Source organism: Rahnella inusitata (genome assembly GCF_003263515.1).
GTDB classification, from domain to species: Bacteria; Pseudomonadota; Gammaproteobacteria; order Enterobacterales; family Enterobacteriaceae; genus Rahnella; species Rahnella inusitata.
This window is the reverse complement of record NZ_JYDE01000023.1, coordinates 37,718-60,296: the sequence shown is the minus strand read 5'-3', so window position 1 is coordinate 60,296 and position 22,579 is coordinate 37,718. Positions and strand designations below refer to the sequence as shown.

Below are 22,579 nucleotides of genomic sequence, written 5' to 3'. Positions count from 1 at the left end.
TGGAAAATGGCGGGGCGCCTATGTTAACGTAAGGTTAATAGCAATTATTCTCAGTTCTGCTCAGGAGATTTCAATGGATGCTTTAGATTTATTACTTAACCGCCGTTCTGCTTCCCGTCTGGCAGCGCCTGCGCCGTCCGGCCAGGCGTTGCAAAATATTATTAATGCCGGGCTACGCGCGCCGGATCACGGGGCCTTACAGCCGTGGCGTTTTGTGATTGCAGAAAACGACGGTCTGGTACGGTTTAGCGAGCTGTTGCGCGCGGCTGCCATCAAAGACGGCGCCGACGAAAAGGCCATCGAGAAAGCCACGCAGGCACCGCTTCGCGCGCCGCAAATTATCACAGTGATTGCCGCCTGCAAAGAGAGCGCGAAAGTCCCGCAGTGGGAACAGTTGCTGTCCGCCGGTTGTGCCGTGCAGGCGATGCAGATGGCCGCGCTGGCGCAGGGATTCAACGGAATCTGGCGCAGCGGTGCGTGGACCGATCACCCGGACGTTCGCCGCGCATTCAAATGCGGCGAGAACGATAAAATCGTCGGTTTCTTGTATCTCGGTACGCCTCAGCTGAAAGCGAGTCTGCAAATTATTCCGGTCGACAGCACGCCATTCGTGTCACATTTCTAAAAGCACAAGCTCTGGCAATTGCCGGTTTGACTCAGCGTTTTCTGATTAAACCGGTTTTTTGCTGGCTTAATGAGCGACCGCGTTCTCAGATGTCTCTCTTCGTCTTACTAATTCTGCCGCCAGCGGCTAACATAGCCACCATCTTTATGATGAGGACGTAGTTAATGAAGGATGGGACGATGAAAATGGGAGTGGCGATCACACTGACCGGCGCTGCGCCGCTGACGGGTGCCGTTTAATGCGCCTGTTCATTGCCGAAAAACCCAGCCTTGCCCGCGCGATTGCGGACGTTCTGCCTAAACCTCACCGTCGCGGCGACGGTTACATTGCCTGCGGTAACGATCAGGTGGTCACCTGGTGCGTCGGCCACTTACTCGAACAGGCTCAGCCGGACGCCTACGACAGCCGCTATGCGCGCTGGTCACTGGCCGATCTGCCGATCATTCCTGAAAAATGGCAGCTTCAGCCGCGTTCCTCTGTCGCCAAACAGCTCAACGTCATCAAACGCTTATTACAGGAAGCCTCGCAGGTAGTTCACGCCGGTGACCCGGATCGCGAAGGGCAGTTGCTGGTGGATGAAGTGCTGGATTATCTGGAGCTTACGCCGGAAAAACGCCACGCCACCCAACGTTGTCTGATTAACGATCTCAACCCGCAGGCGGTGGAACGGGCGATCGACCGTCTGCGTGATAACCGCGATTTCATTCCGCTGTGTGTATCGGCGCTGGCCCGCGCCCGCGCCGACTGGCTGTACGGCATCAATATGACCCGCGCTTACACAATTCTTGGCCGCAATGCCGGTTACAATGGGGTGCTTTCCGTTGGCCGCGTGCAGACGCCGGTGCTCGGGCTGGTGGTGCGCCGTGATGAAGATATCGAAAACTTCGTGCCTAAAGATTTCTTCGAAGTGAAGGCGCACATCGTGACGCCTGCCGACGAGCGTTTTGTGGCGCTGTGGCAGCCGAGCGAATCCTGCGAACCTTATCAGGACGAAGAAGGGCGTTTACTGCACCGTCCGCTGGCCGATCACGTGGTGGCGCGGATCGGCGGCCAGCCGGCAATCGTCACCGGCTATAATGACAAACGTGAAAATGACATCGCGCCGCTGCCGTTTTCACTCTCCACCTTACAGATCGAAGGCTCGAAAGCGTTCGGTCTGAGTGCGCAGCAGATTCTGGATATTTGCCAGAAATTGTACGAAACGCACAAATTGATTACGTATCCGCGCTCCGACAGCCGATACCTTCCTGAGGAGCACTTTGCGGGGCGTCATGCAGTGCTCAACGCCATCGGCGTTCATCAGCCTGATCTGATGCCGCAGGCGGCGATGGACACGGATATTCGTAACCGCTGCTGGGACGATAAGAAGGTCGATGCCCACCACGCGATCATTCCGACTGCACGCAGCAGCAAAGTGAATCTGACCGATAATGAACAAAAGATTTATGGCCTGGTGGCACGTCAGTATCTGATGCAGTTCTGCCCGGACGCGGTTTACCGCAAATGTGTTATCGATCTGGATATCGCCGGGGGCAAGTTTATCGCCAAGGCGCGTTTTCTGGCCGAAGCGGGCTGGCGGACGCTGCTGGGCAGCAAAGAGCGGGATGAAGAGAATGAAGGCACGCCGCTGCCGGTGGTGGCGAAGGGCGATGAATTACTCTGTGAGCGCGGTGAAGTGGTGGAGCGTCAGACGCAGCCACCGCGGCCTTTCACCGATGCGACACTGCTTTCCGCCATGACCGGGATTGCGCGATTTGTGCAGGATAAAGCGCTGAAGAAAATACTGCGCGCCACCGACGGACTGGGCACGGAAGCAACACGCGCCGGGATTATCGAGCTGCTGTTTCGTCGGGAGTTTTTGTATAAGAAAGGACGCTACATTCATTCCAGTGATACAGGCCGGGCGCTTATTCACTCGTTGCCGGACATCGCCGGGCGGCCTGACATGACCGCCGACTGGGAATCGACCCTGACGCGTATCAGCGAAAAGAACTGCCGTTATCAGGATTTCATGCAACCGCTGGTTGCGACGTTGCAGAATCTCATTATGCAGGCCAAAACGAATCGGGTGTCTTCAGCATTTCGCAGCCTGCCTTCCAAACCGGCGGGCGCTGCGGCGAAAGGCAAAAGCGCCCCTAAACGCCGCAAAGCGAGCACCAAAGGAAAGGAAGCAAACAGTGATGAATAATCTCAAAAAAGTGCTGATGGTTTTACTGACCGGCTCTGCTTTACTGACGACACCGGCAATGGCAAACCGCACCGGTTTCAATAACGGTGCAGACGTTGTCGTGCCGCTGCCGCCGCAAATCTGGGAAAACAGTGGTAACAATAACAACAACGCGGCGCCGACCTGCCACAACTGCTGCGTTTATAATAACCAGAGCTACAGCGAGGGCGCGGTCGTTACCGCCGACAGCGTAGTACTGCAATGCGTGCGCGATCCCAACGTGGTCGGCACCAACGAACTGAAGTGGGAAGTGCTGAAGAAGTAAGCACTGTACACAGACAAAAAAGGCGCGGTACTGAAATCAGTCCGCGCCTTTTTTTATTCGATCTATCCCTTCAGCCGGAAAATCGTTTCAGATATTGGTCGATGAGCGGAATATCTGCCGGTGCCAGTTCAAACGACATCACGTCAGCAGGCGATACCCAGCGGATTTCAGAGTGACACTGTAACCTAATCACGCCGCTGAAACCGCTTACGCGCCACCCGTGCAGACGGATCAGACGCTGAGGTTGTTGCAGTTCGCTGGTGGCGACGAACTCTTCTACCGTCGCCGTAATCCCCATCTCTTCCTGCAACTCCCGCACCAGTGCGGCCTGCTGGCTTTCCCCGGCTTCGACTTTCCCGCCGGGGAACTCCCACAAACCGGCCTGATCGCTTGAGGCATCACGGCGTGCGAGCAGCAATTCGCCGTTGCGCTCAATCAGTGCGGCCACCACGTCGATCGTTTTCACCGGCATTATTTCAGGTCAAACGTCGCCCAGATTGGCGCGTGGTCAGACGGTTTTTCCATACCACGGATATCGTAATCAATACCGGTTTCAATACAGCGCGACGCCAGCGGCGTGCTCGCCATGATCAGATCGATACGCAGACCACGGTTTTCGTCAAAACCGCGTGAGCGGTAGTCGAACCATGAATATTTATCCGCGGTGTCCGGATTTGCAGCGCGGAAAGTGTCAATCAATCCCCAGCCTTTCAGGCGTTCCATCCACTCACGCTCTTCCGGCAGGAAGGAGCATTTGCCGGTGCGCAGCCAGCGTTTGCGGCTATCTTCACCAATACCGATGTCGAGATCGGTCGGGCTGATATTTACGTCGCCCATGACCACAACCGGATTATTGACCGACAGGCTGGTGTTCAGATAATCCTGCAAATCGCGGTAGAACTTCTCTTTAGCCGGGAATTTGGTCGGATGGTCACGGCTTTCGCCCTGCGGGAAGTAGCCGTTGATGACGGTCAGAATGCCCTGCGGCGTTTCGATATCGGCCATGATGATGCGGCGCTGAGACTCTTCGTCATCGCCAGGGAAACCACGGCGTACAGCAACCGGTTCCTGTTTCGTCAGCATGGCAACGCCGTAATGGCCTTTCTGGCCGTGGTAGAAGACGTGGTAGCCGTACTGGCTTACATCTTCCAGCGGGAACATGTCGTCATGAACTTTGGTTTCTTGTAAACCAATGACGTCAGGCTGGTGCTGTTCGATAATTGCCGCGAGCTGATGCGGGCGGGCGCGCAATCCGTTGATATTAAAGGAGACAAACTTCATAGTCGGGAACCATTTGGCGATGAAATCAGAAGGGCGATAGTAGCAGATAAAGGCGCGGATGGCGAAAACCGGTGCGTTGCTGAAAAAGTCAGCAAACCGAGTTTTTGCGGCAAAAAACATGCCCAAACTTTGTGACAATCCGGATTGAGTTGTACAATTATTTTGTCAACTTTTCGTGACAGTCTCTTCTTACGCTGTACACGAAAGAGTATTATGCCACTCAGCGATTTCCGCACCGGCAGAAAAAGGTCAACACTGATGCGTCTGGAAGTTTTTTGCGAAGACCGCTTGGGTCTTACCCGTGAACTCCTCGATTTACTGGTTTTACGCAGTATTGATTTGCGCGGCATCGAGATTGCCTCGATTGGCCGTATTTACCTGAACTTTTCCCAACTGGATTTCGATACTTTTCGCGCCCTGATGGCGGAGATCCGCCGCATCGACGGCGTGACTGACGTCCGCACCGTGCCGTTCATGCCTTCTGAGCGTGAGCATCGCGCACTGCGTGCTTTGCTGGTGTCCATGCCGGAACCGGTGTTTTCCATTGATATGAAAGGTAAAATCGAGCAGGCCAACCCGGCGGCGATGGCGCTGTTCGAACTCGATGAAGACAAAATTCATACTTACAACGCCGCAAACCTGATCCCCGGTTACAACGTCACGCGCTGGCTGGAAAATGAAAGCACGCAGCCGCACAGCGAACGTGTGGTGATCCGCAGTCAGGATTTCCTGATGGACCTGACCCCGATCCACATGGATGACGAAGAGCGCACCGGCGTGATGGCGGGTGCCGTGATCATGCTGAAGTCCGCTGCGCGCATGGGGCGTCAGTTGCAGGATCTGACTGTCAATGATGACAGCGAATTCAATCACATTGTCGCGGTAAGCGGCAAAATGCGTCAGGTTGTGGATCAGGCGCGCAAACTGGCGATGCTGGATGCGCCATTGCTGATTGTCGGCGATACCGGCACCGGTAAAGATTTGCTGGCGCATGCCTGCCATCTGCGCAGCGCGCGCGGCAAAAAGCCGTTCCTCGGTCTGAACTGTGCGTCACTGCCGGATGACGTGGTAGAAAGCGAGCTGTTCGGTTATGCCGCCGGTGCTTATCCGAACGCGGTTGAAGGCAAAAAAGGCTTCTTCGAACAGGCCAACGGCGGCTCGGTGCTGCTTGATGAAATCGGTGAAATGTCACCGAGAATGCAGATCAAACTGCTGCGCTTTCTTAACGACGGTACATTCCGCCGCGTGGGTGAAGAGCATGAGGTGAAAGTGGACGTACGCGTGATGTGCGCCACGCAGAAGAATCTGGTGGAATTGGTTCAGCGCGGTGAATTCCGTGAAGATCTTTACTACCGTCTGAACGTCCTCAGTTTGACGCTGCCGCCGCTGCGCGACAGGCCGGCTGACGTCATGCCGCTCACCGAGCTGTTTGTGGCGCGTTTCTCTGACGAGCAGGGGATGCCGCGCCCGAAACTCTCTTCGCAACTGGCAAATTATCTGACGCACTACGGCTGGCCGGGCAACGTCCGTCAGCTGAAAAACGCCATTTATCGCGCGCTTACGCAGCTTGAAGGCGGCGAACTGCGCCCGCAGGATATCGTGTTGCCGGACTTTGATGCGGAAGTGACGATTGGTGAGGAAGCGCTGAACGGTTCGCTCGACGACATCAGCAAGCGCTTCGAACGCTCGGTGCTGACCCGTCTTTACCGGACTTATCCAAGTACGCGAAAACTGGCAAAACGTCTGGGCGTCTCGCACACGGCGATTGCCAATAAATTGCGGGAATATGGCTTAAGCAGCAAAAAATCTGACAGCAGCGAAGAGTGATATCGTGACGCAAGTTCTGTAATCTTTGCATTCCATGGGATAAAAGCCCCATGGAATGCCCGTCCTTAAGGAACCAGACACACGGCACCGTTTTTGGATGATTTGCCGTTTGTCGTAATGTAACCGTCAGAGATATCCATATAATCCGCGTGAAGCGAGCCGGGAGACCATTCAGTACCAGACCAGAAAAAATACCCGGCAACGTTGGCTCCTTCTACCGAAACATTCCCCCATTCCTGCCACAAAGCAGCAAAAGGTATCTCCCTTTTATTAGCCCCGGTCGATAGCTGGCCGATTGCTGGCATGCTGTATCCTTGTTCCGCACACCAGTCAGAAGCTTCATACCAGGTACGTTCTACCGTACTGAAAACATAGAAAAGGTCGGGATTGAACGTAATCCTGTTAGTGGCTTCCCCATTACTGACCGTGAAAGTCACTGCGCCTTTTGCTTTGAACGTCACCAGACCGCTGGATGAAACGGTCGCAATCTCCTCATTACTGCTTTTCCAGGTCACCTCAGAGGCCACATTGTCGGTTTCCAACTGTAATTTGGCGCCATTCCAGCCAGTATGCAAAATGAGATCGGCTTCTACAGTCTTACTTTGTGTGGTGCCGGGAGCCACGGTGTATTCGGTGATAGTGATAGCATGCGGATTGAAAGCAACAGGGCCATCAACAATATTGTCATCCTGATAGTAACTACTGATGTCGTCTATCGTCAGAAGATCGTTTTCACGTGGGGCACCGGTTAACGTTTGGGGTTGCAGACTGATGCCGATAAAACAACCCAGATCCTTCGAGGTAATGGTGTAACTGTCCACGCCGGTTGCCAAAATACGCTGCCCTTTTTGCGGATGATCGCAACGCCAGACAACAGAAGATACTGAGTCATCGGCATCACCTTCACTGTCGATTAAATTCCACGACAGAGTTACGTTATCGCCCACGTATAACTGGCGGCTGGGATCGTGTTTATCATTTTTATAAAATCGATTTTACCGGTTTCCCCCGAAGCATTAGAAACAGAAGGAACCGTGCCGATAAGCGTACCTGCGGCCCCGGTCAGATTGGAATCTGCACCTCCGGTGAATGGCGCTGCAAAAGATGTATTCAAAGACATTGCGATTAAAAGGATGAAGACAAAGTGTTTAATTAATTTTTTAATCATGCTCCATCCTTTATTTCGAAGAGGATATGAAAGTTGAGCACCGGAATGCCCAACTTTTATTTTTAACTACGATTAAAGGGTATTAACGACTGAATCACCTGTTTATTTATTTACACTTTTCAGCAGTGGTGTGAAGTCAACTTTCAGACTGTAACCCTGAACACCGTCTGCACCGGCCGCCGCAAAGACATTTTTCGCCAGAGCATTGGTTGCAGGGATAGACAGATCTTTATTATTCGTTGAAGTAACCGCATAACCGCCCGCTGTACCGGTAGTGGCACTGGTGCCATCAAAGACCCATTTGTAGCTGTAGTTATTCGTTGCTTCAATTTCGCCAGCGTCCCAAACGTTGTTGTTATTAGCGTCATACCAGGCTTTAAACTGATAGGTATGACCAACCAGTAACTGACTATCTTCCTTACCAATGAGGTTAACAGTAGGTGATGCGGAATCGACGATCATCACGCCAACCGTACCGCCGACTACCGGACCGGTTGGAATACCATCGGTCGCATCATTGGTACTGACATCAGCAATGGTAATGACCTGGCCTTTCGCCGGTGTCCCCGTTGAAGTTTGTTCGGTTATCTCTGCTCCCAAGTAACGACCGGCATCGGATGCCTGCAGGGTATAACTGTCTTGGGCATCATTATCTAAGGCTTTTTTATCACCGCCTTTACCGTCACTGGTGGTGTACCACTTGATGGTGGTTTTACTGTTATCCACATCCCCTTCAGAATCACTGAAAGTATAATTAAGGGTGATTTTATCGCCTGGCGACATCGCTTCGGTAGAACCACTTTTATGGTCGTTAGAGAAAGAGACGCTGTGGTCGGCAGGACTGCTGCCTGTTCCTTTTAATACCGGAACCGTACCGATCAATTGCCCGGCGGACTCTGTCATTTCTGCCATCGCGAGATGTGAACAGCCTACAAATAACAGGCTGGCGAGAAGTGTTTTTTTGAAGGTTTTCATATCAGTTATCACTCAGTAAGTTTATGTTAATTTGAATCATGTCATTGACTGTCAGATTTATGAGTTGCCTGAGCCATTCATTACTTTAAAACCGGCTTCTGATGCTTCAAAATCGACCTTTAATTGATATCCCTGAATTCCGCTATTGCCTGCTGACGCAAATACTTGCGTGGCTTGAGCATTTTCTACAGGAATTTTCAGGTTGTGGTTATTGGTATCCTGGTTGGCATAACCGCCTTTTTCTCCCTGGTCGTTCACTCCATCGAACACCCACTTATAATTTATGAGTGAAACAATAGGCGTGAAATTTTCGTCCGTAAGATTCTCACGATCAGAGGTGTCCCATTTACCGTTTCCATTACTGTCATATGCTGCCCTAAATTGATATTCATGGCCTGGCAGTAATTTATTATCCTTGATTTCAGTCAAGTTCAAATTCGGATTCTGTACGTCGACAATGGCCGTTACAATATCTTTATTTCCTTTGCTAAAATCGATGTACACAGAATTTGTCTTTTTAGTATCGTCATCTGCCGGCGTTGCAATGGCGGTAAATATGCCGGGTAACGTACTGGCAATAGAGGTATTCCCCTGGTTCGGCGATTTAACATAGTAAATACAGCCAGTTGTCTTATCACATTCACTTTGCGAATTATGAATTGTGACTTCGTGCTCCTGGTTTTTATCTGAAGCGGAATAAATATGGAATTTCATATTGGTACTTTCCGCAGGCAGTGGCGTAGTTTCACCTTGCAGGCCTGAAACTTTAGTCCCTGTTGCCGCCAGCTCAACAGAATTCTTACCGTTGGCAGTTCGTTTAATTGCCTTGTCATTATCTGGTGAGTTGCTAATCAATAATTGATAATTTACTGGCGCTTCCACGACTTTAATTTTCACGAGATTTGACTGTTTCGTGTTGCCTTTATCATCGGTAATCGTCACGGCTAATTGATACTGATTTGCATTGCTCGTAGTAGCATTAACCCAGGCGGGGAAAGTGAGTGTCCAATGATTATCCTTTCCTGACCCGATATTATTTTGTGGCGATAACGCCGGTAACCCCAGCGTAGATTCTGCTGAGAATCCGCCGATCGGCACCCACTGTGCTGATGTGATTTTGCGGTGGGATTTGATATCAGCATTCAATGTCCAGTGGCAACCTTCATAAGCTTCGGCAAGATCCGGCTGGTCGGAAATAATACACGGCTGCGCGGTCCCGGTCGGCTTGAGATAAGTATCAATATCCAAATCTTTGACTTCGCGGTACTCAAGGACAATGTCATTGTTGCGGTCAACGAAGTCCATGCGACTCCCGGCCAGCGTACGCATTGCACTGACTGCCGACGGATCCAACTGCTTAGCTATCGGCACACCGATGTGGTAATCCAGGGCAATATCAGCTGTCAGTTCAGTGCTGTCAGTGTTGCCTTTTTTATAGCCCACTCCCATGGTGATCAACGGTACCGGGGTGTAATCCACACCTATCGTTACTGCTGAAGGGTCTTCCTGCAAATCATCAGTACCAAACAGTGCAACCTCATCACCATAATATTGTTCATATACCAGTGAGGAACCCAATTGCGGATATGAAGGCAGATAGGTCTGCAGACGCATATCCCAACCTGCTGCTGGACGTTCTTCATAATTCGCAAAATCCTTCGACTTTTTCCACCCGGAAAGGGGCATATAATAATTGCCGCTGAACTTCAAATAATTAGTCCAGACCTCTGTCCCCAAACTTCCGCGACGATGACCACGACTGATATCGTAATCATAGAATGAGTTAATACCCACCAGCCAATCTTTATTGATATTATATCTCAGCCCTGCACCGAGATTGGCAATGTTTCGGCCATCTTTACTGTGCGTGGAGAATTGATTAAATAATAATGTGCTTTCACCCGCATACCAGGGGATTAAGTAATCCAATGATGAACCATCAAGGCTGCCATCATTAAGGGTTAAATTGGTTTTTACATGCCCATAGGGTGACAACAATTCTTCCACTTTCGATTGCGCCGCACTGGTCGCTGTACTTTTACCATATTGGTATAGCTGACTCGTTGCACCTTCAACCGTCAAATTCTGGAAGTTTTGCTGAGCTTCATTCATTAGAACTTGTGCAGACCGATTCTCTAAACCTTGATCGTTTTTTTTACCTAATGTAGAGGGCGATTTCACTTCTGTTTTATCCGATAAAACATCCTCGCCACCCAAAGTAGGTAACGAGAGTTCATCATGCGCATAGGCAGAAAAACTCAATAAAATACAAACAACCATCTTTGCATATTTGAAGTATTTATTTGTTTTCATATCGTAATGTCAACGTTAGATTAAAATTTCAAAATATGGTCGATGGATGTATCGTGAGACACTCTGTAATAACAACACCCCTATGAACAGGAGGCGCGTTTATGAACATTAATTTCAGGCATCCCTTCGCCAGGATAAAGAGTTACGTGAGCTCAGAAAAATAAATCATAGTGCTCTTCTTTATTAATATATTTATAAAAATGGATAAACAAGATTTTGTTTACATCAACTCAGTGAATGCATCATACCTATAATCATCTCTTAATCATATATCCAAAAATGGATACTACTTGTTGGTGATGCGCAACATGCAGCAGTCATTGGTCCTGACCAGTCGTTGCTTAATGCTATTTGAGCGCATACGGCTGTATTTGATCGATACCAAAGATCAGCACTACACCCATCTAACGCTCTGACGGACACAGGCTGGTTAAGCAGGTGATAGAGGAAGGCAGGGTAAGTGGCGAATTTAGAGTGGTGAGTGCGCAGATGATATTGCCTGGCGCGCCTTGCTTCCGTGGCCTGACGGAACTTAAGAAATTTCAACTGAACGCCCAGACGCTGGCGGGTTTGCGCCTGCAACAGCGCCTGACGCACCAAAGATCTCACACGTAGTCATCGGGCAACAAATCTAAGCAAGATTTTTACGCAGGTTTTTTTGCCTTTTTATTAACCCACAGAAGTGCCGTGCGTAATTCATCGCAATATAAACAGTATGTTGTGTGGTTGACAGACGATATCGAACTTATCGCGACTATAAAATTTCTCTATAAAGTAATTGATGGCATATCAATTGTCACAACCACTTTATTCATTAAAAGGAATTTATTATGGATACGTCATCAACATCAATGATGTCTACAGAAAAAGAAACCAGTCATGTTACGGCATCAAATAAAAGCGCATTACTAGGTGTAAGCGACGGACAGGAATTTAGCCAGTCTGATGCTCTGTCCTTCTCCAGTTTCCGCCGGGGCACTGTTGACCCGCGTACCGGAAGTTTTAATTACGCGATACCTGTCGCCAGGATCACCGGAAATCGTCGCAGAGGGCCATCGCTGGATCTTGTGTTAAAACATAATCATTTTTCCAGCAGAAATGAAGGGTTCGGTGCGGGCTGGTCTCTGGGGTTAAGTAAGTTTTTTAAAGATAACGATCGTATGAAACTGTTGTTGAGAGACGGGAGAATTATCGATCTTATTGAAAAAAATGGGACTTACCTTGTCGAGACAGTTGATCTGAAGAACTTCATACTGACTAAATTAGCCAGCCCGGAAAAGGGTTATAAAATATCCTATAAAGATGGGTCAACAGAGATATTAAAATCCGTCACGTCAGATGACAGATTTATTTATGTAACAGAAATAATTCAAGAGGATGGTTATAAGCTTAATATTGAGTATACGTTTAGAGAATCTGTATCCCCGTCCCCGTTTGTCAAAAGAATTATTGATGAACTTGGGGAGGAATTGTTGCTTGTTTCTCGTACAGGTCTCAATTCAAGGTATAATGTCACGATAGAAACCTTCAAAAACATCAGTAAGTTAGCCTGTAAGTTAATTTTAACAGTAAAAGAGTCGGCCAGTAATTCTATCGAATATTGTCTCGCTGTATCAAACAAAAGCACCAATATATTAACATTCACTTACCAGCAGGGGACTTATTTCAGGTTAATCACAAAGGTCGAAAGTAATTTCTTTGGGCCAGCAACTGAAATCATAAACTATGATATTCCACTTACAGCACCGCTAGGCTCACCTGTCGGTTCATTCCCCGCCGTGAGTTCATACCAGTTCACCATGGTTTCCCCTGTGACTGGACAAATCAGTACCGAAGAGTACAAATACAGTTATGGTGAGAGTATTTGGTCGAATAATTTTCTTGGGAATAATGGCGTAACGGCCTGGGATAAAAATGCCATCGATAATATTTATGCTTGCCCGGCGGATTATACCTATTTTGCGCAAGAAACATTATGGATAGATAATCTGGAAGAGTATAAAAACAAATTCACCTATGATAAATACCATCGTGTTATCAAAGAGGAAGTGAGCGCGTCCCGTGTCGTTGCCCCCGTCTTAGCTCAAACCATAACAACTAAATATATTTATCAAGGAAACACTTCCGCTAAGTATTCATCACTTCCTGCCACTTATAAACTTCCTGTTTCTATCAAAAAAGATTATTTTGAGAAAGACAGCGAAGATAGCCATATCAGGAGTGAAAGCTCTTCGTTTACCTATGATCAGTACGGTAATATCGAAACCAGTACCGATAGTGGTGGTATTTCAATGGATTATATCTATTATCCCGCAGCCGGTGTGACAGGTAAATGCCCAAAAGATAAAAATGGATTTGTCCGCTATCTGCATTCTAGTAATAAATATCAGAATGATATGTCGGTAGATTCGATTGAAAATACCTATACCTATCTCGCTATGCAAGTCAAAGTGGGGTATGACTATGTTGTGGAGAACAGTGAGACGGAAAGAAAAATAATTTCCATGCACTGGAGCGATAACTCTAAAGAAACGACTAAAACTTACTATGGTATGGAAGAGGTGAATCCTTTCAATCGAGGTAAGTTAAAAACCACAAAATTGATTTTAAATGGTCAGCCCGGTATCACCACCCGCTATGATTATTCGCTGAGTACTGACGGTAATGAATTTACACTAACCACAACGCAAACAGGGGCGGACGGCAAGCAATTAGTTTATTCAGAGACCGCTATGACCCGTACCGGGTGGCCAGTTTGTATGACGGATGCATTGGGTGTGATGACCACCCTTACTTACGATAATGTTGGACGTATTGAATCTACAACCAGAGCCAAAGGAACCCCCTATGAAAGCACAACAAATTACAGTTATGCTTTTGATCCCATAACAAATTTTTTCACAAAAACCACTCAGGCTCCGGCAGCGAGCGCGGTGGCTGAAATCTACGACGCATTAGGGAATGTGGTTAAACAGGTTGTAGACGGAAAAGTCGTACACATTGCTAATTTCAACACCCGGTCGCAGTTATTATCAGAAGTACATTATGACTATGACGTACCTATGTTAAATAATAAACTCGGAGACCTGACACTTACCAGGACTCATCTTTATGATGCATTAGGTAATGTGCGTGAGGTGAGAAACAATGATGACTCCGTCAATTTTAGCCGATTTAATATCGGAGATTCCGTACTCACTGAATACACAAAATTGCCTGGGAATAGTTTTCGTTACTGTTATGAAGAGAATGAATATGACCGTAGGAATGGGCTTCCTTTAAGTTCTATAGAGTACAATAAAGACGGTAAAACAAAAGTATCACAGAAAAATTATTATTATGATGCTTTTCATCGGGTCAATAAAATTTCATCCAATGATTATATCAGTGGTTCCACGCTCACTGAAAATTATGAATATGATTTTTTCGACCGGCCAATATTAAGAATGGAAAGTGGGGAGGAGGGCACTGGCCGCACGCTGAAAATGCAGTATTGGGCAAGTAGTCAGGAAAGTAAATTGACTGAAATTACTATCGATGACACGTCGGTCGGTTATCAGGACTATGATTCTTTAGGGCGAATGGTCAAGCAGGACCGCAATCCGTCGCAGAAAGACAAGTTCGTCACTCGCTATAAATATCAGGATAACTGCACGGCTGCCTATGAGAAAATCACGCCTAACGGAGAGGTTATTAACTATGAGTATATCCCTGAGTTAGACCTGCTCCCGGCTAATATAGCGATGCCGGATAATGAGGAAAGTTATCGTTATACTTATGATAAAAATACAGTAAAACTTATCGAAGAAACTCATAAGGTAGGTTTACGTGAATTCATTCGCACGCTTGGCTATGATAATCAACTAAGGCTTATTTCTGAAGAGGTTTCCGATGAACTCGGCAAGGAGAGTAGCAATAATATCTTTTCTTATACCTATTGTGGCCGGTTAATCTCGAACACTAAATCTTTAGCAGAGCAGCCTACTCAGACAACCCATTACCGTTACGATGAGAAGGGGCGTTTGGCAATGATTTCAGCAGGGCATGATAATGAAATCGACCTCGAAATAGAGGTGTCATACCTTGCAGGGAATTACCCTTCGGTCATCAAGTATCGGTTGATTAACACTGATGGGAAGGTGGTGAAGTACAGTATGCAACTGCTTTATGACTATAAATTAAGAATGTCAGAAAAGTGTTATTACGATGAGGCTGGGAATCTTATCTCAAACAATTCTGAAAAATTCAATGGTGCTGGGAAAACAATAAGCAAAGAGTTTTTTGTTAAACCGGATAAAAGAAATATAACAAACTTCAAGTTCGATTACCTTGGTCGGTTAATCAGCGCAGCAATAGAAGAGTCATCGACTCATTATCCTCTGGATCTCAATGCAAAAGAGGTGAGTCGGTTCGATTATCAGTATGATAAATTTAATAATATGACGTCCAGCAGTGCCAGAGAGAGACTCTCTGGGTATATTAGTCAGACCAGCTATTCCTACGCAGGGAAAAACCCTTTTGAGCTGACATCTGTTTCTCTGAGTGGAAATAATCCCAATAGTCCTGTGCTACTTACTTATGACGCCAGTGGTAACGTCATTAAGAAAAAAACGGGGAATGTGGACGCCGCAGAATATCAATATGATACATTCAATAAACTCATTAGATCCAACTTCTCCAGTAATATTATCGATTTAGGTTACAACAGCAGCGGGAATATGCAAAGTTCAGCATTGAGTATCAGCAGTCCCGAAACTCCCTCTCGTTCAAGTTCTTATCATTATAGCAATGGTGTTTTTGACGTATCAGACAGAAAACAATCACCTGGTGCTCGTCGTCAGGATATTGCTGCCTATATTAAAAGTCCTGTTGGCACAGAGGTTATTAATCTTCTTAGTGGCAGTTCTGGTACTTATACGAAAGAACAAACATTAATGTTAAGCGACCGTCTTGGTTCCGTCTACGCGGAATTAAATAGTCAAAATACGGATAATGTTACCGCACTTACCTATACACCTTATGGGCATCTGTTAAACAGTGCATCCATCCCTGCTTATGATCCGGTACGTTTTGCCGGAGAAAAATATGATGATCTTACTGAGTTATATCATTTAGGTAATGGAACACGATCCTATGATCCACTTCTCATGCGTTTCATGCAGTACGATTCGATGAGTCCCTTTGGCGAGGGGGGAATCAACCCTTATAGTTATTGTGGCGGCGATCCGATTACGTTCTCAGACCCTTCAGGACATGGTCGTGATGTTGCCATTTTATTCGCCGCGATGGGGTTGGTGTTTTCGGTGCTCTTCCTTGGGCTTGGTGTGTTGGCGCTGTTAGGGGGGGCGGCACTCCTGCTGGCCGGAATTGCCATTACTTCTGGCATATTGGGCACAACGGGCAGTGCATTAGGCGTCGCTGCTGCCGCTGTTGAGGATGAGGAACTCTCGCAAAAACTATCACTCGCCAGCGGAGTTTTTACCGGCGCATCGTTTGTTTTAGGTTTATTCCCGGCACTGATGTTTGGCGGTCATAAATTATCGTGGAAATTAATGCAAGCCTTCTCGAAGGGCCGGGTATTCCAGGCAAGGGTGCAGAATGTCAGATTCTATTCTGGCGCCAGCTATCGTATTTCTGCGCCGGTTAGATATAACAATCAGTCAGTCAGAGTTATAAATGCACATGGAAATGGAGATAAAGGGCTACTCTCTTACGCCGTTGAAAGTACGTCTAATCCGGGTCAGTGGATCGACAAACCGGCTTCTGTCGAAGAGTTCGCAACCTTTACCCAGAATATTTTGGTCAATAAACTGAGGGACAGCGATAGCGCGCTCTTTATTACCGCCTGTGGCGGTTCCCAGGCCGGTGCGAACAGTAATGCCCAAAGCCTGGCTAATTATATGAACCGCAGTGTTTATGCTTTTCCATCTGGCGTGGTTTCGTCTAATTTTCAAGGGTCAATGGCTGGGGCGAATGTGACATATTATGGCGTGCCGTGGTTTGCAAAACCTAAACTATTTACCCAGGCCACAACCATGGGCAATGCAGTACCTATGTTACCTTTAGCGTAAATATTTAAAGAAGGAGTTCGCTATTTTCCGATATTGCAATGAGGTAATGGCGGGTTAGTTAAAATAAAAACGCACCGAAAATAGAATGTCGGTGCGTTTTTTTATTGCATGCTTAATTACTTTAACACAGCCAGTGCAGATTCATAGTCTGGTTCGGTGGTAATTTCCTCCACCAGCTCGCTGTACAGCACGTTGTCCTGACCATCCAGAACAACCACTGCGCGCGCGGTCAGGCCGGACAGCGGGCCTTCAGCGATAGCCACGCCGTACTCAGATTTGAAATCACCGCCGCGCAGGGTGGAGAGCGTGATCACGTGGGTCAGGCCTTCCGCGCCGCAAAAGCGGGACTGCGCGAACGGCAGGTCTGCGGAAATGCACAGCACCACAGTGTTGTCGATTTCGCCTGCCAGCTGGTTGAATTTACGCACGGATGCCGCACAAACGCCGGTATCGATGCTTGGGAAAATGTTCAGGACTTTACGCTTGCCCACGAAGCTGCTCAGGCTCACATCAGAAAGGTCTTTGGCGACCAGAGTGAAAGGCTTGGCGACGTCGCCTTTTTGTGGGATTTTGCCAGCAACGGTGACCGGGTTGCTTTGAAATTTAACGGTTTGGGTCATAATGATTTCCTGTGTCCATTGGAGTCAAACGGCTTTCAGTTTAGGGTAACATTTGTAGGTTGGATATAGATTATTTGCTAAATAGTTGTATACATTGAATGTATGCCGTCGGGCATTGATCAATTAAGGGAGCCTCTATGAGAAGTGTTCGCTTTTATCCGGAAGCCTGGCCGCTGCACACCGCCTTTGTTATCTCACGCGGCAGCCGCACCGAAGCGCGTGTGGTGGCGGTAGAGATCGAAGAAAATGGTATTCGCGGGGTGGGCGAATGTACGCCGTACCCACGCTATGACGAAAGTGAAGCGTCGGTCATGGCGCAAATCGCCAGCGTGGTCACCGCAATCGAGCGGGGCGCGAGTCGCGAACAGTTGCAACATTTATTGCCCGCCGGTGCCGCGCGTAATGCGCTGGATTCTGCGCTGTGGAATCTCGAAACCCAGACCAGCGGACTGAATTTGTGGCAGCTTACCGGCACAGAACCTCTGGCGTCGATCAGCATGGCGCAAACTGTCAGCATCGGCACGCCGGAAGAGATGGCCGACGTGGCGCTGGCGTTGCAGAAAAAAGGCGCGACGTTGCTGAAAATCAAACTTGATGACCGGCTGATTGCAGAGCGTCTGGTGGCAATCCGCGCCGCCGTGCCAAATGCGTCATTGATTGTTGATGCCAACGAAGCCTGGCAAAGCGACGGTCTGGCAGAACGCTGTCAGTTGCTGGCAGATCTCGACATTCTGATGCTCGAACAGCCGCTGCCGGCCGGGGAGGATTCCGCACTGGAGAACTTTATCCATCCGTTGCCGATCTGCGCCGATGAAAGCTGCCATACGGTGGAAGGTTTACCCGCGCTGAAAGGCCGCTACGAGATGGTAAACATCAAACTGGATAAAACTGGCGGGCTGACTGGCGCACTGCGACTGGCGCAGGAGGCTCATGAGCTGGGTTTCGGCATTATGCTGGGTTGCATGTTATGCACCTCGCGGGCTGTGCGTGCCGCGTTACCGCTCACCGCGGGTGCGAAGTTTATCGATCTCGATGGTCCGACGTGGCTGGCGCAGGATGTTGAGCCGCCGATGAAGTTTCACTGTGGTGGGATCGACGTGGCAGGATCGGCCTGATTTTACGGCGGATGTCGCAGTTTTGTGCGCGGAGGCAAAACTGAAGCGAATTCTTATAGGGTATGAATTGAAGAAATGATACAACTCCTTCATTGCTCATAGTTTTTATGAATGTCAGGAGAAATTCATGCCGCAGGGAAAATCGTTTCCGCTTCTCTCATACTCCGTCTGTGCTGCGCTGGTCGCACTGAGCCTCGGTCAGACCAACGCCGCACAAGTTCCTGCCGGTACCCAACTGGCCGCTAAACAGGAAATCGTTCGCCATATCAAGGACGAGCCAGCCTCACTGGATCCCGTCAAAGTCATTGGCCTGCCGGAAGCGCAGGTAGCGCGTGATTTATTTGAAGGGCTGGTCAATCAGGACGCCCAGGGTAAAAGCATTCCGGGCGTCGCCGAAAGCTGGCAGAACCAGAACAATCAGGTTTACCTCTTCACGCTGCGCAAAGACGCTAAATGGTCAAATGGCGATCCGGTGACCGCGCAGGATTTCGTCTACAGCTGGCAGCGTCTGGTGGATCCGAAAGGGTTATCAAGCGGTGCGTGGTTCGCCGGACTTGCCGGGATCCAGAACGCGGACGCGATTATTGCCGGGAAAATGCCGGTGGATAAACTGGGCGTCACCGCCGTCAGCCCGACGCAGTTGCGCGTCACGCTCGACAAACCAGTCCCGTATTTTGTCAGCCTGCTGGCCAACTTCAGCCTTTTCCCGGTGCATAAAGCCACGGTGGAAAAATACGGCGAAGACTGGACCAAACCCGGCAATCTGGTCGGCAACGGGGCGTACGTCCTCAAAGAGCGCGTGGTGAATGAAAAACTGGTGCTGGAACCCAATCCGCATTACTGGGATCACGCCCGCACGGTGCTGACCAAAGTGACGTTCGTGCCGATCAACAAAGAGTCCAACGCCACTAAACGCTATCTGGCGGATGACATCGACATCACCGAGTCTTTCCCGAAAGATCAGTACAAAAAACTGATGCACGATATTCCGGGGCAGGTCTACACGCCGTATCAGCTTGGTACCTATTATTACGCTTTTAACACCCGCCGGGCGCCGACCGACGATGCCCGCGTGCGTCTGGCGCTGTCGATGAGTATCGATCGTGCGGTGATCAGCGATAAAGTGCTGGGCACCGGTGAAAAACCGGCCTGGCATTTTACGCCTGACGTGACGAATGGCTGGAAACCGGTCAAAAGTGAAATGCAGCAATATTCACAGGAAGAGCTGAATGCGCAGGCAAAAGGCCTGCTGGCGGCAGCCGGTTATGGCCCGTCCAAACCCCTGCATCTGACACTGTTGTACAATACGTCCGAAAGTCACCAGAAAATTGCCATCGCCGTCGCCTCGATGTGGAAAAAGACGCTGGGAGCGGATGTGAAGCTGGTAAATCAGGAATGGAAAACGTATATCGACAGCCGTAACACCGGTAATTTCGATGTGATCCGCGCCTCATGGGTCGGTGATTACAACGAAGCCTCAACGTTCCTGTCGCTGCTGACTTCCACGCATAACAGCAACATCAGCAAATTTAGCAACGCTGATTACGACAAAGCCATTGCAGACGCCAGCCGCGAAACCAACGACGCGCAGCGTAACAACGACTATAACAAAGCCGAGCAAATCATCGCTGAACAGGCCCCGATCGCGCCTATTTATCAGTACACCAACGGGCGTCTGATCAAGCCTTGGGTGAAGGGCTATCCGATTGAAAATCCGGAAGACGTTGCGTATAGCCAGGAAATGTACATTCTTAAGCACTGATTTCTGAGTCTGCACTCTTAAAAAAAAAGCGCCCCGAAAAGGCGCTTTTTCTTTCGATGGAGAGTAGATGGAGATTAATCGTTGCGGCTGACCAGTCGCACCATCAGCGCGGCGGCGGCGGCCACCGTTGCAAGAAGCACTACGCCTGCCCAGCCACCGGATTCCAGCGCTTTACTGCCCAGTGCCGCGCCCACAGACATGCCGATAAACACCACGGTGAACAGCAGGGCATTCAGACGCCCGCGCGCTGCGGGCTCAAGGCCATAAACCAGCGTCTGATGTGCCACCAGCGTTGCCTGAATACCTAAATCGAAACCGATAGCGCTGAGCACAATCAATGCCAGCTGAGCATGAGGCGATAACAACGGCAGCAGGAACATTGCGGCGAAAGAGACCATCACCAGCCCGGCACCGAGTTGTGTCACGTACGCCGGTCCTTTTTTATCTGCCAATGCCCCGGCCATTGGCGCCGCCAGCGCACCGGCTGCTCCCGCCAGACCAAATGCCCCTGCAACAGCACTCCCAAGGTGATATGTATCGTTAAGCATAATTGCCAATGTTGACCAGAATGCGCTGAACGCGATGGAGAGCAAACCCTGCGCCAGCGCTGCACGCCGCAGCGTTTTATAGTGTTTCCACAGGCCGAACATAGAATGCATCAGCGCGGCATAGCTGATACCGGTCGCAGGCGCAAAACGCGGGAGTACGCGCCATAGCGCACAACCAATCAGCGCGACGCTGACTGCGGCCAGCTGATACATCACCCGCCAGCCAAAGTATTCCGCCACAAAGCCGCTGACCACGCGGGACAGCAGGATACCCACCAGCAATCCGGTCATCACCGTTCCCACCGTTTTACCGCGCTGCGCTACCGGTGCAAGATGTGCTGAAGCCGGAACGATATCCTGCGCCATCGTCGCACCGATGCCGGTGATCAGGCTCGCCGCCAGCAGCCCGTGAATGCCGGGCACAAATCCGCACAGCAGCAGCGCGGCGGCCAGCAGAATGCTTTTGAGCAAGATGATAGTGCGGCGGTCGTAACGGTCACCCAGCGGGATCAGAAACAAAATCCCCAGCGCATAACCGGCCTGCGTCAGCGTCGGGATTAGCCCCACCGACGCGGTGCTGGCGTGCAGATGGCTGCCCATAATTCCCAGCATCGGCTGGCTGTAGTAGATAGATGCCACGCTCAGACCGGCGCCCGCAGCAAGAGTGAAGATGATTTTGCCGGAAATCGCCGGTGCGGGTTCAGCCGGTGAGGTTTGAGTGAGGTCTGACATGATGTATTCCTGAGTGAATTGGGTTGTCTGGAAAACATTCTTCACCTGAATGGTCATGAGTGGTAGCCTGCACAAAGGTAAAACTGTTATACGCAGGACGTATGAATACACCTCTTACCAGCGGTATCGACCGCATAGATTTGATGCAAACGTTCATTCGCATCGTAGAAAGCGGCAGCCTCTCAGCCGCTGCCGTGCAGCTCAGTACCAGCCAGCCCACCGTCAGCCGCCGGTTGCAGTCGCTCGAACGCTTATTGGGCGCAAAACTGATTCTGCGAACCACTCATGCGATGAAGCTCACCGACGATGGCGAACGTTGTTATCAGCAGGCGAAACTTTTGCTGGATCAGTGGTCCGCGCTGGAAGATCAGCTGCGCGGGGCGGGCGATGAGCCGGTCGGCACGTTGCGCGTTCGCGCACCGCACGCCTTCGGGCAGGATCAAATGATCGAACCGCTGACGCGATATCTGCAACGTTACCCGAACGTGACGGTGGACTGGATGCTCAACGACCGCACACCGGATTTTCTCTCGGAAGACATCGACTGTGCGATTCAGGTGGGTAACGCGGCGGATCCCTCCATGGTGGCGATCCTGCTGGCTGAAGTCCCGCGTATCGTGGTGGCGACGCCGCAACTGTTGCAGCAACATCCGGTGACGCAGGTGAACGAACTGGGGCAATTACCCTGGGTGGCGTTCAGTACCTATTACCGCAATGAAGTGACACTGCGCCATGACAGCGACGACCGCACCGAAAGCTGCGCCATCTCGCCGCGCATGGCAACGGACAGCTTGTATGCCATTCGCAAAGCTGCGCTTTCCGGGCTTGGGGCGGCGATTGTATCGGCGTGGGTGGTAAAAGATGACATTAAGGAAGGGCGTTTACAGCGTGTATTACCCGGCTGGAACGCCTTGCCGCTGCCGGTCTATCTGGTTTATCCCTACGCGACGTATTATCCGGCGAGGCTGCGGAAATTCTTCGACGTTATGCGCAGCGTGATGCCGGAACTGGCAGAAATGGAGAAACCCGCCACATCCTGACACGCAAAAA

16 protein-coding genes are annotated in these 22,579 nt (G+C 49.8%); 8 read left to right on the top strand and 8 right to left on the bottom strand.

Going from position 1 to position 22,579, the window contains the following annotated elements:
• Window positions 1-73: 73 nt before the first annotated feature.
• The 3 genes from TU92_RS14965 to TU92_RS14955 all read left to right on the top strand — a co-directional run bounded on the left by TU92_RS14965 (window position 74) and on the right by TU92_RS14955 (window position 3,117).
• Window positions 74-625 (top strand): NAD(P)H nitroreductase, encoded by a 552-nt coding sequence (locus TU92_RS14965; RefSeq protein WP_112168015.1) that lies wholly within the window; start codon window positions 74-76, stop codon window positions 623-625.
• Window positions 626-863: 238 nt separating this feature from the next.
• Window positions 864-2,813: a DNA topoisomerase III gene (locus TU92_RS14960; RefSeq protein WP_112168014.1), complete on the top strand. Its 1,950-nt coding sequence runs from the start codon at window positions 864-866 to the stop codon at window positions 2,811-2,813.
• Entirely contained in the window at window positions 2,806-3,117 is a 312-nt protein-coding gene (locus TU92_RS14955) for a DUF1496 domain-containing protein (RefSeq protein ID WP_112168013.1), read from the top strand. Before TU92_RS14960 ends, TU92_RS14955 begins: the two co-directional genes overlap by 8 nt.
• Before the next feature lie 70 nt (window positions 3,118-3,187).
• Here the strand turns inward: TU92_RS14955 and TU92_RS14950 are convergent, their stop codons facing one another.
• Complete coding sequence (locus tag TU92_RS14950) at window positions 3,188-3,589, bottom strand: pyrimidine (deoxy)nucleoside triphosphate diphosphatase (RefSeq protein ID WP_112168012.1); 402 nt, start codon at window positions 3,587-3,589, stop codon at window positions 3,188-3,190.
• Complete coding sequence (xthA, locus tag TU92_RS14945) at window positions 3,589-4,398, bottom strand: exodeoxyribonuclease III (RefSeq protein ID WP_112168042.1); 810 nt, start codon at window positions 4,396-4,398, stop codon at window positions 3,589-3,591. The genes TU92_RS14950 and xthA overlap by 1 nt, the downstream gene beginning before the upstream one ends.
• Before the next feature lie 258 nt (window positions 4,399-4,656).
• Between xthA and tyrR the strand changes: the two genes are divergently transcribed.
• Window positions 4,657-6,225 (top strand): transcriptional regulator TyrR, encoded by a 1,569-nt coding sequence (gene tyrR, locus TU92_RS14940; RefSeq protein ID WP_112168041.1) that lies wholly within the window; start codon window positions 4,657-4,659, stop codon window positions 6,223-6,225.
• A gap of 65 nt (window positions 6,226-6,290) precedes the next feature.
• On the opposite strand, the gene TU92_RS14935 is transcribed toward tyrR, so the two are convergent.
• The 4 genes from TU92_RS14935 to TU92_RS14920 all read right to left on the bottom strand — a co-directional run bounded on the left by TU92_RS14935 (window position 6,291) and on the right by TU92_RS14920 (window position 10,681).
• Window positions 6,291-7,172 (bottom strand): Ig-like domain-containing protein, encoded by an 882-nt coding sequence (locus TU92_RS14935; RefSeq protein WP_112168011.1) that lies wholly within the window; start codon window positions 7,170-7,172, stop codon window positions 6,291-6,293.
• A complete protein-coding gene (locus TU92_RS14930; RefSeq protein ID WP_112168010.1) occupies window positions 7,157-7,393 on the bottom strand; it encodes a hypothetical protein in 237 nt (78 codons plus the stop codon). Before TU92_RS14930 ends, TU92_RS14935 begins: the two co-directional genes overlap by 16 nt.
• A 102-nt stretch (window positions 7,394-7,495) precedes the next feature.
• On the bottom strand, window positions 7,496-8,368 hold the full coding sequence (locus TU92_RS14925; protein WP_112168009.1) for a SinI family autotransporter-associated protein: 873 nt from the start codon (window positions 8,366-8,368) through the stop codon (window positions 7,496-7,498).
• Window positions 8,369-8,425: 57 nt separating this feature from the next.
• Window positions 8,426-10,681 carry an inverse autotransporter beta domain-containing protein gene (locus tag TU92_RS14920; protein ID WP_112168008.1) on the bottom strand — a complete coding sequence of 752 codons (2,256 nt, stop codon included), beginning with the start codon at window positions 10,679-10,681 and terminating at the stop codon, window positions 8,426-8,428.
• An 830-nt stretch (window positions 10,682-11,511) separates the two neighbouring features.
• Between TU92_RS14920 and TU92_RS14915 the strand changes: the two genes are divergently transcribed.
• Entirely contained in the window at window positions 11,512-16,752 is a 5,241-nt protein-coding gene (locus tag TU92_RS14915) for an RHS repeat-associated core domain-containing protein (protein WP_112168007.1), read from the top strand.
• Window positions 16,753-16,868: 116 nt separating this feature from the next.
• Here the strand turns inward: TU92_RS14915 and tpx are convergent, their stop codons facing one another.
• Window positions 16,869-17,372 carry a thiol peroxidase gene (tpx, locus tag TU92_RS14910; RefSeq protein ID WP_112168006.1) on the bottom strand — a complete coding sequence of 168 codons (504 nt, stop codon included), beginning with the start codon at window positions 17,370-17,372 and terminating at the stop codon, window positions 16,869-16,871.
• A 137-nt stretch (window positions 17,373-17,509) separates the two neighbouring features.
• Here tpx and ycjG point away from each other — a divergent pair, with 137 nt between their 5' ends.
• Window positions 17,510-18,487 carry an L-Ala-D/L-Glu epimerase gene (gene ycjG, locus TU92_RS14905; RefSeq protein ID WP_112168005.1) on the top strand — a complete coding sequence of 326 codons (978 nt, stop codon included), beginning with the start codon at window positions 17,510-17,512 and terminating at the stop codon, window positions 18,485-18,487.
• A 127-nt stretch (window positions 18,488-18,614) separates the two neighbouring features.
• Window positions 18,615-20,249 carry an ABC transporter substrate-binding protein gene (locus tag TU92_RS14900; protein ID WP_112168004.1) on the top strand — a complete coding sequence of 545 codons (1,635 nt, stop codon included), beginning with the start codon at window positions 18,615-18,617 and terminating at the stop codon, window positions 20,247-20,249.
• A 74-nt stretch (window positions 20,250-20,323) separates the two neighbouring features.
• Here TU92_RS14900 and TU92_RS14895 read toward each other — a convergent pair whose 3' ends face one another.
• Entirely contained in the window at window positions 20,324-21,529 is a 1,206-nt protein-coding gene (locus tag TU92_RS14895; RefSeq protein WP_112168003.1) for an MFS transporter, read from the bottom strand.
• Between the two features lie 101 nt (window positions 21,530-21,630).
• Between TU92_RS14895 and TU92_RS14890 the strand changes: the two genes are divergently transcribed.
• Complete coding sequence (locus TU92_RS14890; protein ID WP_112168002.1) at window positions 21,631-22,569, top strand: LysR family transcriptional regulator; 939 nt, start codon at window positions 21,631-21,633, stop codon at window positions 22,567-22,569.
• The last annotated feature ends 10 nt before the right edge of the window (window positions 22,570-22,579 follow it).